The 15,965-nt window shown below is 65.7% G+C and carries 10 protein-coding genes and 2 tRNA genes; 3 read left to right on the top strand and 9 right to left on the bottom strand.

Translation table 11 applies throughout. From position 1 onward, the window contains the following. Positions 1 to 137: 137 nt before the first annotated feature. The 6 genes from LFT44_RS12315 to bcp all read right to left on the bottom strand — a co-directional run bounded on the left by LFT44_RS12315 (position 138) and on the right by bcp (position 8,439). Complete coding sequence (locus LFT44_RS12315; protein ID WP_236798704.1) at positions 138 to 3,377, bottom strand: efflux RND transporter permease subunit; 3,240 nt, start codon at positions 3,375 to 3,377, stop codon at positions 138 to 140. A 69-nt stretch (positions 3,378 to 3,446) separates the two neighbouring features. Beyond that, complete coding sequence (locus LFT44_RS12310; RefSeq protein ID WP_236798703.1) at positions 3,447 to 4,949, bottom strand: malate:quinone oxidoreductase; 1,503 nt, start codon at positions 4,947 to 4,949, stop codon at positions 3,447 to 3,449. Between the two features lie 79 nt (positions 4,950 to 5,028). Beyond that, positions 5,029 to 6,696 carry an ABC transporter substrate-binding protein gene (locus tag LFT44_RS12305; RefSeq protein ID WP_236798702.1) on the bottom strand — a complete coding sequence of 556 codons (1,668 nt, stop codon included), beginning with the start codon at positions 6,694 to 6,696 and terminating at the stop codon, positions 5,029 to 5,031. Between the two features lie 162 nt (positions 6,697 to 6,858). Next, on the bottom strand, positions 6,859 to 7,563 hold the full coding sequence (locus LFT44_RS12300) for a fasciclin domain-containing protein (RefSeq protein WP_236798701.1): 705 nt from the start codon (positions 7,561 to 7,563) through the stop codon (positions 6,859 to 6,861). Positions 7,564 to 7,794: 231 nt separating this feature from the next. Next, positions 7,795 to 7,876, bottom strand: a tRNA-Leu gene (locus tag LFT44_RS12295). A gap of 89 nt (positions 7,877 to 7,965) precedes the next feature. Continuing rightward, a complete protein-coding gene (bcp, locus tag LFT44_RS12290; protein ID WP_236798700.1) occupies positions 7,966 to 8,439 on the bottom strand; it encodes a thioredoxin-dependent thiol peroxidase in 474 nt (157 codons plus the stop codon). A gap of 96 nt (positions 8,440 to 8,535) precedes the next feature. Between bcp and LFT44_RS12285 the strand changes: the two genes are divergently transcribed. Next, positions 8,536 to 8,994, top strand: coding sequence for a MarR family winged helix-turn-helix transcriptional regulator (locus LFT44_RS12285; RefSeq protein WP_236802884.1), 459 nt, complete (start codon positions 8,536 to 8,538; stop codon positions 8,992 to 8,994). A gap of 230 nt (positions 8,995 to 9,224) precedes the next feature. On the opposite strand, the gene LFT44_RS12280 is transcribed toward LFT44_RS12285, so the two are convergent. From LFT44_RS12280 to LFT44_RS12270, 3 genes are all read right to left on the bottom strand, one after another. Continuing rightward, positions 9,225 to 9,300 (bottom strand) — tRNA-Lys (locus tag LFT44_RS12280). Between the two features lie 114 nt (positions 9,301 to 9,414). Then, positions 9,415 to 10,497, bottom strand: coding sequence for a PQQ-dependent sugar dehydrogenase (locus tag LFT44_RS12275; protein ID WP_236798699.1), 1,083 nt, complete (start codon positions 10,495 to 10,497; stop codon positions 9,415 to 9,417). 43 nt (positions 10,498 to 10,540) lie between these two features. After that, on the bottom strand, positions 10,541 to 11,698 hold the full coding sequence (locus LFT44_RS12270; protein WP_236798698.1) for a sunset domain-containing protein: 1,158 nt from the start codon (positions 11,696 to 11,698) through the stop codon (positions 10,541 to 10,543). 261 nt (positions 11,699 to 11,959) lie between these two features. Between LFT44_RS12270 and ilvD the strand changes: the two genes are divergently transcribed. After that, entirely contained in the window at positions 11,960 to 13,678 is a 1,719-nt protein-coding gene (gene ilvD / locus LFT44_RS12265) for a dihydroxy-acid dehydratase (protein WP_236798697.1), read from the top strand. Positions 13,679 to 14,055: 377 nt separating this feature from the next. Next, positions 14,056 to 15,963, top strand: coding sequence for an acetolactate synthase large subunit (locus LFT44_RS12260; RefSeq protein ID WP_236798696.1), 1,908 nt, complete (start codon positions 14,056 to 14,058; stop codon positions 15,961 to 15,963). Positions 15,964 to 15,965: the final 2 nt, after the last annotated feature.

The following is a 15,965-nucleotide window of genomic DNA, read 5'->3' as shown; positions in this document are numbered from 1 at the left end:
ATGCATTTGCATCTATCGCCTTCTGTAACGCCAAGCGGCGGTGATTATTCCCGGCCCAGGTCCAGCATCGGATCCTTTGTTAAAGAGCGATGCCCGCACCGCAGGGCGGTACGGGCATGCCTTGGCGGGACGGGGCCCTATTCGGCGCCGCCGGGGGCCGCGCGGCGGCCGCTGACCTTGGGAACCTGGCCGGTGGTCCAGTCCCGGAACTCCGCGTCGACGTCGGAACCCGGGCCCGTCTTCACGCTGGCCTCCGGACGGGCCTGCAGGTCCTTCAGCAGTGCCTTCTTCTCCCGCCGCCCCTCCACCAGGCGGTACAGCACGGGGACCAGGATCAGGGTCAGGGCGGTGGAGGACACCAGGCCGCCGATGACCACCACCGCCAGCGGCTGCGAGATGAAGCCGCCACCGCCGGTGAGGCCCAAGGCCATGGGGGTCAGGGCGAACACGGTGGCCAGCGCCGTCATCAGGATGGGCCGCAGGCGTTGCCTTGCTCCGTTGGTGATGGCATCCGCCACGTTCATGCCGGGCCGGCCGTCGCGCGGCTGCCGGTACTGGTTGATCAGGTCGATCAGCACGATCGCGTTGGTGACCACGATGCCCACCAGCATCAGCATGCCGATCAGTGACGGCAGTCCCAGGGGCACTCCGGTGAGCAGGAGCAGGGCCACGGCACCGGTGGCCGCGAACGGAACCGAGACCAGCAGGATCAGCGGCTGGATGAGGGACTTGAAGGTGGCCACCATGATCACGTACACAATGGCGATGGCGGCCAGCAGGGCCAGGCCCAGCTGCCGGAAGGATTCGGCCTGCTGGGTGGTGGCGCCTCCGATCGTGGCGGTGACCCCCGGCGGCAGCTGGACATCGGCCAGGCGCTTCTGGACTTCGCCGTTCACGGCGCCCAGGTTGGAGCCCGACGGCGTGATGGACACCTTGGCGGTGCGCTCACCGTTGCTGGCGGTGATGGAGACGGGGACGTCCACCTGCTCCACGGTGGCGATGCTGCCCAGCGTCACCGGACGGCCGCCGGCAGGCAACGGGATGTTCCGGACCGCGTCAATGCTGGTGAACTTGGTGCCCTGGCCGATCCGGACGGGGAAGTCGTTGGTGTCGATCCGCACGGTCCCGGCCGGGATGGGGCTGATGGTGGATGCCAGGACCCCGGCCACCTGTTCCTCGTTCAGGCCGGCGGCCGTGGCTTTGGCCCGGTCCACCTTGACCTGTACCACGGGGTTGCTGGCGGCAAGGTTGCTGGCCACTTCGCTGGTGCCGGGCACTCCGGTCATGGCGGCGACCATGGTGTCGCTGGCGGCCCGCAGGTCGCCGCTGGTGGCAGCCTTCAGGGTGATGTCCACGGTGGAGGAGGTGCCGAAGCCGCCCTGCTGGGTGCCTACGGAGACCTTGCCGGCGTCGGGCACCTTGGCAAGCTCCGAGCGCACGGTGTCCTGGAGCCGTTCCTGGTCGGCCTTTTCATCCGTGACCACGGTGAAGGTGGAGTTGGAGGATCCAGTGGAGGTGAGGGCAGCGAAGCCGGCCTGGGCGTTGCCCGAGGTCACCTGGACGTCCTTGATGCCGTCGATGCCGCGCAGCACCTCCTCGAGGCGGATGGCGGCGGCACTCGTGTCCGCGAGGCTCGTTCCGGCCGGCAGCACCTGGCGGACCGTCAGGCTGTTCTGCCCGGAACTGCCCAGCAGGTTTGTGGCCAGCAGCGGGGTCATGGCAGCGGTGGCACCGAGTACCAGGACAGCGGCAACCAGGGTGATGACCGGGTGCTTCTGGGTTGACCGAAGGATGGGAAGGTAGCCGCGCTGCAGGCGGCTGCGCTGTTCGGCGTCGTGGGCCTTTGCCTTCGCCTCTTCCGCGATCCGCCGGGCGTCCGCGGAACCTGCGGGCGCCCAGCCGGTCTTGGGGTTTTTGAGGAACCAGTAGGCGAGCACCGGAACGATGGTGAGGGAAACCAGCAGCGAGGCCAGCAGCGCCATGGTCACCGTCAGGGCAAACGGCCGGAACAGCTCGCCGGCAAGCTCGCCGACGAAGGCGATGGGCAGGAAGACCGCCACCGTGGTCAGGGTGGACGCCGTGATGGCGCCGGCCACCTCCCGGATGGCGGTGAGGATCGCCGTCGACTTTTCCTCACCGTAGCTAAGGTGCCGCTTGATATTTTCGATGACCACGATCGAGTCGTCCACCACGCGGCCGATCGCGATGGTCAGCGCGCCCAGCGTCAGGATGTTCAGGGAGTAGCCTGTGCCCGACAGCCCGATAAAGGTGATCAGCAGGGACAACGGGATGGACACTGCCGTGACCAGCGTGGAGCGGGCGGACATCAGGAACAGCAGGATGACCGCGACGGCGAACCCGAGACCCAGCAGGCCTTCGGTGGTGAGGTCCTTGATGGACTTTTCGATGAAGGGTGCCTGGTCGAAGACGGGGGTGAACTTGGCGTTGGAGCCCAGTTCCGCTTCCAGCTCGTTCAGCGAGTCACGCACCGCGTGCGAAATTGCCACCGTGTCGCCCTCGGGCTTCTTGGTGACGGAGACAGCCAGGGTCTCTGCCCCGTTGGTGCGGGTGATGGAGGTGCGTTCGTCGTCCTTGATCGAGACGTCGGCCACCGAGCCGATGGTCGCGGCATTTTTGGCGCCGGCCAAGGGCAGCGCCTTGATGGCATCCAGGGAATCCACCGGGCTGCCGATCTGCAGCGAGAGGGTCTTGCCCTGGTCCTCGAGGGTGCCCGCAGGAATCAGCGCGCCGTTGTTGGACAGGGCATCCCGGATGGCGGTGAGGGTTGTCCCTGCCGCCGCCATGGCGTCAGCCCGGGGGAGGATCTCGATGTGCTGGGTGGCGCCACCGGTCACATCGGCGCTGCGGACACCGTCGATCTTCTGCAGCCGGGGCACGCTGAGGCGCTGCAGGTCCGCGTTCAGGTCGCTGAGCGGCTTGTCCGAGGAGACGGCCAGGAAGACGATGGGGAAGTCGCTGATGCTGCCGGCGATGGCCTGCGGCTGGACGTCGCTGGGCAGGGTCCGCTTTGCGTTCGAGATGGCCCGGTCGATCTGGTTCCGGGCCCGGTCCAGGTTCGATCCGTAGGTGAACACCATGGTGATCTGGGAGACGCCGGTGCGCGACGTGGAGGAGGTGGATTCCAGCCCCTCCACACCGTTCAGCGCCTTCTCGAGCGGGCCGCTGACCTGCTTGTCCACCACTTCGGGGGATGCGCCCGGCATGGAGCTGAGCACCGTGATCTGCGGGAACTCAATTGAGGGGATGAGCTCCTGCTTCAGCGATGACATCGTGATCACGCCGAAGACCGAGGCGAAGACGGTGATCAGCGCGATCAGGGCCCGGTTCGCCAGGGAAAGCTGTGCCAGCCGGAACATGGGTGGTCTCCTGGGGGTCTAAGTGACTGGTACATGCCCTGGGGGTGCCAGCCACTGGCCCCGGCAGGGTCAGTGGCTGGCGGAAACGCTCTCCAGCTGGAGGGACTTGGCCGTGGCCCGTTCCAGCTCCGCGGCGAGGTCCGGATTCTCATCCAGCTTCACCCCGTAGCCGGGCATCATGTCCTTGAGCTTGGACTGCCAGCCCTTGAAGTTCCGGGGGAACGTCTTCTGGAGCAGCTCGATCATGATGGGGACAGCGGTCGAGGCTCCGGGCGAAGCGCCCAGGAGCGCGCCGATGGAGCCGTCGCGGCCGGCGATCACTTCGGTTCCGAACTGAAGGATGCCGCCCTTTTGCGGGTCTTTCTTGATGATCTGTACACGCTGGCCGGCGGTGATGAGTTCCCAATCCCCGCCCTTTGCCTCCGGGTAGTACTCGCGAAGCGCTTCAACCTTCTGGTCGTGCTTTTTAACCACTTCCTTCACCAGGTACGCGGTGAGGTCCATGTTGTCCTTCGCTACGGCAAGCATCGGGATGATGTTGCCCGGGCGGATGGACAGGGGCAGGTCCAGGTAGGAACCGTTCTTGAGGAAGTTGGTGGAGAAGCCCGCGTACGGTCCGAACAGGAGGGAGCGCTTGCCGTTGACATAGCGGGTGTCCAGGTGCGGAACGGACATGGGGGGAGCGCCCACCGATGCCTGGCCGTACACCTTGGCGCTGTGCTGGGCGGCGATGGCCTCATCGGTGCAGCGGAAGAACTGGCCGGAGACGGGGAATCCGCCGTAGCCCTTGCTCTCGGGGATGCCGGAGGCCTGGAGCAGGTGCAGGGCACCGCCGCCGGCGCCGACGAAGACGAACTTGGCGTGGATCTTGCCGTGTTCTCCGGACTTGGGGTGCTTCAGCGTCAGGTCCCAGCCGCCGTCGGACGCGCGGGTGATGCCGGTGACGTCGTGGCCGTAGTTGATCTCGACGCCGTTGTTCCCCATGTAGGTGATCAGTTCGCGGGTCAGCGCGCCGAAGTCCACGTCGGTACCCTCGGCTGCGCGGGTGGCGGCGATGCGCTGCTGGGGGTCGCGCCCCTTGACGATCAGCGGGGCCCACTTGGCGATCTGCGCGTGGTCCTCGGAGAACTCCATGCTCCGGAACAGGGTGTGCGGCTTGAGTGCCTCGTAGCGGGTCTTCAGGAACCGGCTGTGGTCCTCGCCGATCACGAAGCTCATGTGCGGGACCGTGTTGATGAAGCCCTTGGGTGACCCGATGAGGTTGTTGTCCACCAGGTGGGACCAGAACTGGCGGGAGAGCTGGAACTGTTCGTTGATGAGCAGTGCTTTGGCGGGGTTGACCGAGCCGTCCTTGGCTGCGGGGGAGTAGTTGAGCTCGCAGAGGGCGGCGTGGCCCGTTCCTGCGTTGTTCCAGGGATCCGAGCTTTCGAGCCCCGGCTGGTCCAGCCGCTCGAACAGGGAGATGGTCCAGTCCGGCTCCAGCTGCTTGAGGAATGCCCCCAGCGTGGCGCTCATGATGCCGCCGCCTATCAGGACAACGTCGGCGTGTGGGGTCTTGGAAATGAAGGTCACGATCAGTCTCCGATTGCAGCGGCTCTGGCTGTCACAGAATATCCCCGCGCGGGCCGCATACTGAAATTGGCCCGGCCCGTCAAGACTTCAGCTGGACCTTGGTAAAAACTTCGTTTAAGACCGGGGATGCCGGGTAGCTCTGCACCCGGTCCGAGAGGGCCAGCGCGGAAATGGGGAAGGCGACGGGAACGGCCGGTACGGTCGCCGCTATCTGGGCATTGATGGTGTGATAAAGGTCATCCCGCTCCTTGCCGTCGGGCAGTCCACGGGCGCGGTTGATCTTGGAAAAGACCTGTGGATCCTGGTACCCGAACTCGCCGTTTTTCTCCCCGAAAAGCGGGCCCACGAAGTTGTCCGCGTCCGAGTAGGAGCCGTTCCAGCCGAGGATGTGGAATGCGTGGTCGCCGGCGGACTGGACCTTCTGCAGGTACCCGTCGGACCAGTCCACCGGGACGGGCCGGATGTTGAAGCCGACGGCGGTGAGCTGGCGGCTGAGTTCGGCGTAGACCTTCTCGGGGGTGGGCAGGTACGGCCGGGTGACGTTCAGGGGGTAGTAGAACTTCAGTTCCTCGCCCGCGTACCCCCCTTCCTTCAGATAGTCCTTGGCCCTTACCGGGTCGTGGCCCAGTGCCGGAGCTTCGTTGTTGAAGCCGCTGATCTTGGGCGGGACGAACTGTGTGGCCTTGGCGGTGTTGTCGATGAAGAACTTCCGGATCAGGGTTTCCTTGTCGATGGCAAGCTCCACCGCCTGCCGGATCTTCTGGTTCTGGAGTACCGGGATGTCCTGGTTCATGCCCACATACATCACCGAGAACGGGTCGCGCTGGACAATTTGCTTGCTGCGCTTCACCAGCTGGTCGAAGTTGCCGACGGTCACGGCGTCGTAGCCGTCGATCGTGCCATCCAGCAGCGCCTGGAGCCGGGTCTGCGGGTGGTTGTAGGCCAGGAAGTTGATGGTGGCGATCTGCCCGCGGTCGCCCCAGTAGTTCCGGTTGCTGGACAGGGTCACGTTGTCATTGCCCCAGGCAGCGAGGGTGAAGGGGCCCGTGCCCACGGGTTTTGTGGCGAATGCTGACATGGCCTGGCCGCCGCGGTTCTGGTCCAGGACATCGGCCTTTCCGGACGCAAGGGCCGCAGGCGATGCGATGGCAAAAGCCGGCAGTGTCAGTGCCTGGAGGAACGCGGTGAAGCGCTGGGTGAGGTCGATCTGCACGGTGTCCGGGGCAGGCGCCGTGCAGCTCTTGAAGATGGAGAGGCCGGGCTCGTCCGAGTGTGCCTTGAACACGCCCTTGAAGGAACTGCCCGGTGCCTGCTTCCGCAGTGCCACGGGGAAATTGAACCAGCGGTTGAAGTTGGTGCAGACGGCGTCGGCGTTGAAGGGGGTGCCGTCCTGGAAGGTGACTCCCGTGCGGAGTTTGAACGTGTAGGTTCGGCCGTCGTTGGACTCATTCCACTCGGTGGCCAGCAGCGGGGTGGGCTTGCCGGTGGTCTGGTCCACGCCCACCAGGCCTTCGAGGATCTGCCGGGTGATCCGCTGCGACTCCACGTCGTTGGACAGCGCCGGGTCCAGGCCCAGGGGCTGGGCGGCCGTACCGAAGTTGAAGGTTGCTGCAGGTTCTGCAGCCTTGGTGCTGGGCGTGCCGGAGGTGGGGGAGGGTGACGGCATGCCTGTGCATGACGTCACGCCCAGCGCCATGAGGACGGCACCGGCCTTGATGACCGTACGCCGCGAAGTACTGCTGGGCACTCGTTTATCACCTCTGGATGCTGCCGGCTCCGCCGCGTGCGGGCCGGGATCCAGTCTAGGGGACACGAGCCGGAGCCGGTCCCGGAAGGACACCCGGCGCGCCAAAGCCGGGTCCGCTGTTGCCAGCGGACCCGGCCTGGTGTTGGGGGGCCGTAAGGGGGCTTACTTGGGCATGAGGACCGAGTCGACCAGGTAGACCGTTGCGTTCTTGGTCTTGACGCCACCGCAGATCACGTTGGCGTTGTCCACCTTGAGGTTGTCACCGCTGCCGGTCACAGTCACTGAACCACCCTGGACCGTGGCATGGGTGCCGGCGATCTTGTCAGGGGTGATCTGGCCGGGGACCACGTGGTAGGTCAGGATCTTGCTCAGCAGGGCATCGTCCGTCTTCAGGGTCTCGATCGTGGCGGGATCGATCTTCTTGAAGGCGTCGTCCACCGGAGCGAAGACGGTGAATTCGCCACCGTTGAGGGTGTCCACCAGGTTGACCTTCGGGTTCAGCTTGCCGGAGACCGCCGCAGTCAGGGTGGTCAGGATGGGGTTGTTGGACGCTGCCACGGCCACCGGGTCAAGGGCCATGCCCTCCACCGAGCCTGCACCGGTGGGAACCTGCTTGGCATAGGCGGCGCAGCCGGGCCCAACCAGGTTGGCTGCCGGGTCCATCATGCCGGCCGAGGAGCTGGCGGAGGGGGACGCCATGGCGGAGCTGGACGGGGATGCCATGCTGGAGCTGGGGGCGGATGACATCGGCGCCGACGACGCCGAGGATCCTGAGGTGCTGCCCGAGCCGCCGCATGCGGTGAGGCTGAGCAGAGCGGCCGCTGCAACGCCTGCGACGGTGAAAGTGGTGCGCTTAAAGGTCTGCATTTCAGTTCTCCTTGATCGTTTGCCTGCCGCGGTCCGACATCGTGCTGTCGGCATGCGGTCTGCCTTGCGGTAAGCACCTGCCCTTGGCTGGTGTCTCAATGGCTATTCGGCCGATGGGCAGCGGCGGATGGGTGGATCTTTGGAGTTTTTCGAATCGAAGCAGGAACCGGCGCAAAACCGGCGGCTGCTTAACGCAGGAATCCCCCGGCCGGGGCCGGGGGATTCCTCAGGTGCGCAAGGGGGGACTTGAACCCCCACGCCCGAAGGCACAGGAACCTAAATCCTGCGTGTCTGCCAATTTCACCACTCGCGCGCGTCATCGGTCGTGTCAAAAGTACGACGGCGGATGACAGATCCCATTGTAGCGTCGCCCCGGCGGTGGCCGGGGCAGCCGGGGCCGGGTCAGGCGTCCAGGTTGAGGTCCCGCCTTAGCTTCGCCACGTGGCCCGTGGCCCGCACGTTGTACTGGGCCAGGGCCACCTTTCCTTCCGGATCCACCACGATGGTGGACCGGATCAGGCCCTCGTAGGTCTTGCCGTAGTTCTTCTTTTCGCCCCAGGCGCCGTATGCCTCGGCCACCGCGTGGTCCGCATCGGAGAGCAGCGGAAACGTCAGGGACTCTTTCTCAACAAACTTTGCGAGCTTTTCAACGGGGTCGGGTGAGATACCCAGGACATCGAAGCCGGCGGCCTGCAGGGACGCCAGGCTGTCGCGGAAATCGCAAGCCTCCTTGGTGCAGCCGGGAGTGGAGGCGGCCGGGTAGAAGTAGACAATGGTGGAGCGTCCCGGCCGGGGGGCCAGGCTGACGTCCTTGCCGGTTGAATCCTGCAGCGTGAAAGCGGGTGCATTGTCGCCGGTAACGAGTCTTTCAGCCATTGTTTTTCTCCTTGTTGCGGGCGGGACACAACAGCCTAGTAAGCAGGTGGAGCGAGTGCTAATCGGCACTTGGTTATACTTGCTGCTATGCCTGATATGGATCACTGGCCCACAGGGCGCCTTCTGTCCACTGCTGCGCGCCTCGTCGAACACTCATGGAACGAAAAACTTGGCGCCATCGGACTCACCCACGCCGGTGTTATCGCCATCGAAGTCCTTGCCGCGCAGGGACCCATGACCCAGGCCCAACTAGCCCAATACGTCCGCGTCCAGGCCCAGACCATGGGCAAGACGCTCAGCCGGCTTGAGTCCCACGGCCACATCGCCAGGGTTCGCAGCACCTCGGACCGCAGGAGCCATGTGGTGTCGCTGACCGAGCAGGGCAAGGAAGCGGTTGCCCAGGCCGTGGAGATGGAGCGTTCAGTGCTGGCATCGGCGTCGATCGACCCTGAGCTGCTGCGCCAGGAACTCAAAGCCGTCGTGCGTGAACTCGCCAGCCAGTTCTCCACCACCCCCAGCAACGCCGGAGCCCTGATGGACAACATGGCAAAGTAGCCGCTGCCGCATTCGGCAGCCTAAGCGCGGACCTGGTCTCAATGACCGGGCCGCGCTTTTTTGTGCCCCGCAGCCGCCCGCCGTCGTACTTTTCCACCCCACCACCATCGATTGCTCCGTAGTTGTCGTTCTGAGGCGTGAAAACGACAGGTACTCAGCAATCGATAAGGGGGCGGGCAAAACAAAACAGCCCCGGTTTGTGTTTCCACAAACCGGGGCTGTTTTCCCAGTGGTGCACCCCCCGGGACTTGAACCCGGAACCCATTGATTAAGAGTCAATTGCTCTGCCAATTGAGCTAGAGGTGCATCTTCTTTGCTTCCATCTTCGGGCTTTTTCTTTCCCGTTGATCTCCGCAACGACATGAAACTCTACACGAACTTTTGGTGCAAGTGAAATCGGCCCCGCCGGAGGTCTCCGTGTCACCTCGAAGGCCCCAAAACCAGCACGAAATCAGGGTTTTCGTTGTTCGTCAGCAACCAAAAGCCACCCTCCGGAGCGCGGATTACGTCCCGGATCCGCCCGTACTGCCATGTGAAATAGGCCACAGGAACTCCTGCTTCTGTCCCCGACAGCGGCACCACCCATAACCTCTCGCCACGGAGGGCTCCCAGGTAGGCGACGCCATCAACGATTTCCAGCCCACTGGGGGAGGACTCGCGGGTGGAGGGCCATACGACCTTTGCGTCCTGGAAGCCGGAGCGGTGAGGTGCGCCGGTGACTTCAGGCCAGCCGTAGTTGGCACCCGGCAGGATCAGGTTCAGTTCGTCGTCCACATCCGGTCCGAACTCGCTGGCCCACAGCCTGCCGGCGCTGTCCCAGGCCAGGCCCTGCACGTTGCGGTGGCCCAGGCTGTAGACGGCGTTGCCGAACGGATTGCCCGGTGCGGGACCGCCCTCGGGCGTGAGCCGAAGTATCTTCCCGCCCAAGGCATTGCGGTCCTGGGGTTGGTCGCGGCGCTGGGCGTCGCCGGTGCCCACATAGAGGAACCCGTCTGGACCGAAGCGGATCCTGCCGCCGTTGTGGGTGCTGGCTTTGGGTATTCCCGGGAACACCGTTTGGGGTTGGCCAAGTACTGGGGAGCCGTCGGGAGCACTGTCGAGGACAAGCCGGACAATTCGGTTGTCCTCCTGGCCGGTCAGGTATGCGTACAGGTAGCGGTCCGAGGCAAAGCGCGGGGAGAGCGCCAGGCCCAGGAGGCCGCCTTCGCCGCCGGCCACCACGCCAGGGACCTTCCCGATGGCAGTGGCCTTCCCGTCCCGAACGGCTTTCAGCAGTGCTGTACCGCGCTCGGAGATGACGGCTGTGCCGTCCGGGAGGAAGACGGCAGCCCAGGGTGTGTCCAGCTCCACGTCAAGGCGCTCTTGGACTGCCGGCGCAGGAGCGGGCGCACCAGGTGGAGTGGGGACGACGGCGGTTCCCGCCGGAGTGCCGGTGCCGGCGGGGCTTGTGGCAGGCCCCGGCGCCGGGGGTCCTGTACAGGCAGCCACCACAAGGCAGGTCACCAGCCAGGAAAGGCCCGCCGCAAAGCGACGGGCCTTTGTCCTGCTAGAGCCGCTTGCGCCGGGGGGTGCGGAAGCCTGCGGCCTCGGCGTGGGCAGCGGATTCAAACCAGACTTCCGCCGTGGCCTGCTCATAGTCGGGGTGTCCTTCTTCGTAGTAGACCATCGCGGAGGCGTCACCCTTGACCGTGTAGTCCTCGGGGCCGCTCCCGTCGGGACCCGGTGCTGCTGAGCCGGCACCGTAGGGCTCGTCGGCTGCGAGGTGTCCGGAAGGTTCCGGGACGGCCGTGTACTGCCCTGGGGTGCTTGTCGATTCCTGCCCCTGGCCGGAGGGCTGGTGGTGGTCGGCCCCGTTCTCTACCAGTGCGGAAGAATGTGCTCGTTCCAGCGTTTCCGCCGCGCCGGTGCCGCCTGGGGCCGCGCCGGAGGAGGTTGGCTCAGCAGCCCCGCCCTGTGGGCCTGCTGAGCCGGAGGTGTCTGCCCGGTGCTGGGGTGCCTGCCCGCCGGCGGGTCCGGCAGCCGGTGTGCCGCCGTCGTCCACGCTTTCCACAGCTGCCGTTTCCGCGCCCGGAAGCGTGGGGGCGTGGGGCGCCGTGTATTCGTCATGGTGCACGGGGCGTGCCGTGGCGGGGGAGGGCTGGGCTGCGGGAGCCTCTGCCGCTGCACCCTGACGTGCGGGCGTTTCCGGGCCGGTGGTACCTGGGGAGGAGGGCGGCGTTGCCGTCCCGCTTGTGGTGGAGGAGCCGGAGCGGGATCCGGTCCCGGCCTCGGACCACTGGGTTTCCCACTCCGCCTTGTCGGCGGCAAGGTCAGCGGCCTCGTCCTGGCGCCGGTGTTCTTCCCGCCCGGCGCTGCTGCCCGAAGTGCCCTCGCTGGCCGTGGCGCGGTCCGCGGATCCTGCGGCGCCTGCCGCCGTTTCAGGCGTGGACGTGGCCGCGGAGTCCGCCGGCTCCTGGGCTGTTGTAGGGGCTGCCGGTTCAGCCGGCCGGCCGAATCCCGCTGCAGTGGGGATGCCGGTGGTTCCAGCGGCCTGGGCGGACGCCGCGGCGCTGCCGCCCCCAAGGGCCCCGTCGGTCCGGGTCCCGCCTGTCCCGGCTCCGGCTGACGGTCCGCCGGGCGGGTTGGCTTTTCTGTTGCGGTTCAGCAGCCACAGAATGATGGCGGCGACGATGACGATGAGGATGATCCAGAAAATAATGTCCATTGCAGGCCTTTCGGTCCAAGGTGTATGGGTGTCCTGCCCCGACGCTACGTCGGGTCACCACCGCTGTCCAGAGACGCCGCGCGGAGCAGTGATACACGTGCCGGCCGCCGCTGCCGCCGGGCAAGCGGGCGGGCTGGAAACAACCTTCGTCTCGAAATATGAGACGAACGTCCACTAGTTGGGCACCGATCCGCCGCGTTTTCGCGAAAATGTGGCCGCCGCTGTCGTTTCCGCCACTGCCCGAGCCCTAGACTTTCCCGTATGAGTGAGAGCCGGTTCGCAACCGATACCAAGCCTGACATCAAGCCCCGCAGCCGCGTCGTAACTGACGGAATCCACGCAGCCCCCGCGCGGGGCATGTTCCGGGCCGTCGGCATGGGTGATGACGACTTCGCCAAGCCCCAGGTGGGTGTCGCGAGCTCGTGGAATGAGATCACCCCCTGCAACCTTTCCCTTAACCGGCTTGCCCAGGGCGCCAAGGAAGGCGTCCACGCAGGCGGTGGCTTTCCCATGCAGTTCGGCACGATTTCCGTGTCCGACGGCATCTCCATGGGCCACGAAGGCATGCACTTCTCCCTGGTCTCGCGCGAAGTCATCGCCGACTCCGTCGAGACCGTGATGCAGGCCGAGCGGATCGACGGTTCCGTCCTGCTGGCCGGCTGTGACAAGTCCCTGCCAGGCATGCTGATGGCTGCGGCCCGGCTAAACCTTGCCAGCGTCTTCCTCTACGCGGGGTCCATCATGCCCGGCTGGGTCAAGCTCGAGGACGGTTCCGAAAAGGAAGTCACCCTCATCGACGCATTCGAAGCCGTCGGCGCCTGCGCGGCGGGCAAGATGAGCATGGAGGACCTGACCCGCATTGAAAAGGCCATCTGCCCGGGCGAAGGCGCCTGCGGCGGCATGTACACGGCCAATACGATGGCCTGCATCGGCGAGGCCCTGGGCATGTCCCTCCCCGGCTCCGCAGCCCCTCCCTCGGCAGACCGCCGTCGTGATGAATTCGCCCGCAAGTCCGGCGAAGCGGTGGTTAACCTGCTGCGTCTGGGCATCACCGCCCGCGACATCATGACGCGGGAAGCCTTTGAGAACGCCATTGCCGTCACCATGGCCTTCGGCGGCTCCACCAATGCCGTCCTGCACCTGCTGGCCATCGCCCGCGAAGCCGAGGTGGAACTGACCCTCGACGACTTCAACCGCGTCGGGGACAGGATTCCGCACCTGGGCGACCTCAAGCCCTTCGGACGGTACGTCATGACCGACGTGGACCGCATCGGCGGCGTGCCGGTGATCATGAAGGCACTGCTCGACGCCGGCCTGCTGCACGGCGACTGCCTCACCGTCACGGGCAAGACGGTCGCGGAAAACCTCGCCGCCATCAACCCGCCGGACGTCGACGGCAAGATCCTGCGCGCCCTGGACAACCCCATCCACAAGACGGGCGGCATCACCATCCTGCACGGTTCCATGGCTCCCGAAGGCGCCGTGGTCAAGAGCGCCGGATTCGACGCTGATGTCTTCGAAGGAACAGCCCGGGTCTTCGAGCGCGAACAGGGCGCGCTGGACGCCCTCGACAACGGCCAGATCCACGCCGGTGATGTCGTGGTGATCCGTTATGAAGGTCCCAAGGGCGGCCCGGGCATGCGCGAAATGCTTGCGATTACCGGCGCCATCAAGGGTGCCGGCCTGGGCAAGGACGTCCTGCTCCTCACCGACGGTCGGTTCTCCGGCGGCACCACGGGCCTGTGCATCGGGCACGTTGCGCCGGAAGCGGTCGACGGCGGCCCTATCGCCTTCGTGAAGGACGGGGACAGGATCCGGGTGGACATCGCCGCACGCACCTTCGACCTGCTGGTGGACGAAGCGGAGCTCGAGGCCCGCAAGGTGGGCTGGGAGCCGCTGCCTGCCAGGTACACCAAGGGCGTGCTCGCAAAGTACGCCAAGCTGGTGCACAGCGCGAGCCAGGGCGCCTGGACCGGCTGATTTTAGGTCCTCAGGCCGCCCGTCGGGAACTTGCCCGCTTGAGGCGGCAGGGCTTAATAAGGGGTGACCCGAGGGGCCCCGGGCTAACGGCGCTCGCGCCGGAAGTTTGGGGTAGGGTCATTCCGTGGACAATGACGTCCACATGGTGAGATAGGGTTGTCTCTCGTTGACACCCATCTTGCCAAGAGGGAAAACTGAACGCATGACTTTCGTTACCGCCGGCACCGTCGTCGTCCTTAGCAAGCGCGTGGCACATTAGCCCCCTGGTAACGAACCGTCACGCGCAAACCCCTCAAACGCCGCCAGGCCGAGGGGTTTTTTTATTCCCACCGCTTTACCAGTTCCAAAACCAGAGAAGATCCACAAGGAAGAGTCCGATGAGCAAAGGATCGCCCATCAGCCCCTCGCTGATGGCCACCAAGTCCGCTGGAGCCGCCAAGGCTCCGGAACGCGCCGACCGGACGGCTGACCATGCCGCCGTCGTCGCCGACCTTGCTGCCGTCTCTCCTGTCCTTGGGCCGAACAACGTCGTACCCCCGACGGTGATGACCGGCTCGCAAGCAATCGTCCGCTCGCTCGAAGAACTCGGCGTCGACGACATTTTCGGTTTGCCTGGTGGCGCGATCCTGCCCACCTACGACCCCTTGATGGCCTCCACCATGAACCACGTGCTGGTCCGTCACGAACAGGGAGCCGGCCACGCCGCGCAAGGCTACGCCATGGTCACCGGGCGGGTGGGCGTCTGCATCGCCACCTCCGGACCCGGTGCCACCAACCTCGTCACCGCCATCATGGATGCCCATATGGACTCCGTTCCCCTGGTGGCCATCACCGGCCAGGTATCCAGCGGCGTCATCGGCACCGATGCCTTCCAGGAAGCAGACATCGTGGGCATCACGATGCCCATCACCAAGCACTCCTTCCTGGTGACCGACCCCAACGACATCCCGCACGTGATGGCCGAAGCCTTCCACCTGGCCTCCACGGGCCGTCCCGGCCCCGTTCTCGTGGACGTCGCAAAGGACGCCCAGGTGGGCCAGATGACCTTTTCCTGGCCGCCAAAGATCGACCTGCCCGGCTACCGCCCGGTGACCCGCGGCCACAACAAGCAGGTGCGGGAAGCTGCGAAGCTCATTGCCGCTTCGACCAAACCGGTCCTGTACGTGGGCGGCGGCGTGGTCAAAGCCCACGCCTCGGCCGAACTGTTCGCCCTCGCCGAAGCAACCGGCGCACCCGTGGTGACCACCCTGATGGCCAAGGGCGCGTTCCCGGATTCGCACCCGCAGCACGTGGGCATGCCCGGCATGCACGGCAGCGTTTCCGCCGTCACGGCCCTGCAGCAGTCCGACCTGCTGATCACCCTCGGTGCCCGCTTCGACGACCGCGTCACCGGCGTGCTGAAGACCTTTGCGCCGAATGCCAAGGTCATCCACGCTGACATCGACCCCGCCGAAATCTCCAAGAACCGCACCGCTGATGTGCCCATCGTGGGGTCCGTCAAGGAGATCATCCCGGAGCTGACCGAGGCCGTGCGCAGCCAATTCGAGGCATCGGGCACCCCGGACCTCACCACGTGGTGGGCGTTCCTCAACAACCTCAAGGAAACCTACCCGCTGGGCTGGACCGAGCCGGACGACGGCCTGATCGCCCCGCAGAAGGTCATCAAGCGGATCGGCGAGCTGACCGGTCCCGAGGGCGTGTACGTGGCGGGCGTTGGCCAGCACCAGATGTGGGCCGCGCAGTTCATCAAGTACGAGCGCCCGCACGCCTGGCTGAACTCCGGTGGCGCCGGAACCATGGGCTACGCCGTCCCGGCGGCCATGGGCGCCAAGGTGGGCGAGCCGGACCGTGTGGTCTGGGCCATCGATGGCGACGGCTGCTTCCAGATGACCAACCAGGAGCTGGCCACCTGCGCCATCAACAACATCCCCATCAAGGTTGCTGTTATCAACAACTCCTCCCTGGGCATGGTGCGGCAGTGGCAGACCCTGTTCTACGAGGGCCGCTACTCCAACACCGACCTCAACACCGGCCATGACACCGTCCGCATCCCGGACTTCGTCAAGCTGGGGGAGGCCTACGGCTGCGCTTCCTTCCGCGTTGAACGCGAAGAAGACATCGACGCCACCATCCAGAAGGCCCTCGAGATCAACGACCGTCCCGTGGTCATCGATTTCGTGGTGAGCCCCAACTCCATGGTGTGGCCGATGGTGCCCGCCGGCGTGAGCAACGACCAGATCCAGGTTGCCCGCAACATGACCCCGGAATGGGAAGAGGAAGACTGAGC

The organism is Arthrobacter sp. FW306-05-C (genome assembly GCF_021801725.1).
Taxonomy (GTDB): Bacteria; Actinomycetota; Actinomycetes; order Actinomycetales; family Micrococcaceae; genus Arthrobacter.
Note: the sequence above shows the minus strand (reverse complement) of the source record. Positions and strands in the feature narration are given on the sequence as shown.

Coding starts and splice junctions, on each gene's coding strand:
- LFT44_RS12315 (WP_236798704.1), bottom strand. CDS start 3,377: ATGTTCCGGCTGGCACAGCTTTCCCTGGCGAACCGGGCCCTGATCGCG.
- LFT44_RS12300 (WP_236798701.1), bottom strand. CDS start 7,563: ATGCAGACCTTTAAGCGCACCACTTTCACCGTCGCAGGCGTTGCAGCG.
- bcp (WP_236798700.1), bottom strand. CDS start 8,439: ATGGCTGAAAGACTCGTTACCGGCGACAATGCACCCGCTTTCACGCTG.
- LFT44_RS12285 (WP_236802884.1), top strand. CDS start 8,536: ATGGATCACTGGCCCACAGGGCGCCTTCTGTCCACTGCTGCGCGCCTC.
- LFT44_RS12270 (WP_236798698.1), bottom strand. CDS start 11,698: ATGGACATTATTTTCTGGATCATCCTCATCGTCATCGTCGCCGCCATC.
- ilvD (WP_236798697.1), top strand. CDS start 11,960: ATGAGTGAGAGCCGGTTCGCAACCGATACCAAGCCTGACATCAAGCCC.
- LFT44_RS12260 (WP_236798696.1), top strand. CDS start 14,056: ATGAGCAAAGGATCGCCCATCAGCCCCTCGCTGATGGCCACCAAGTCC.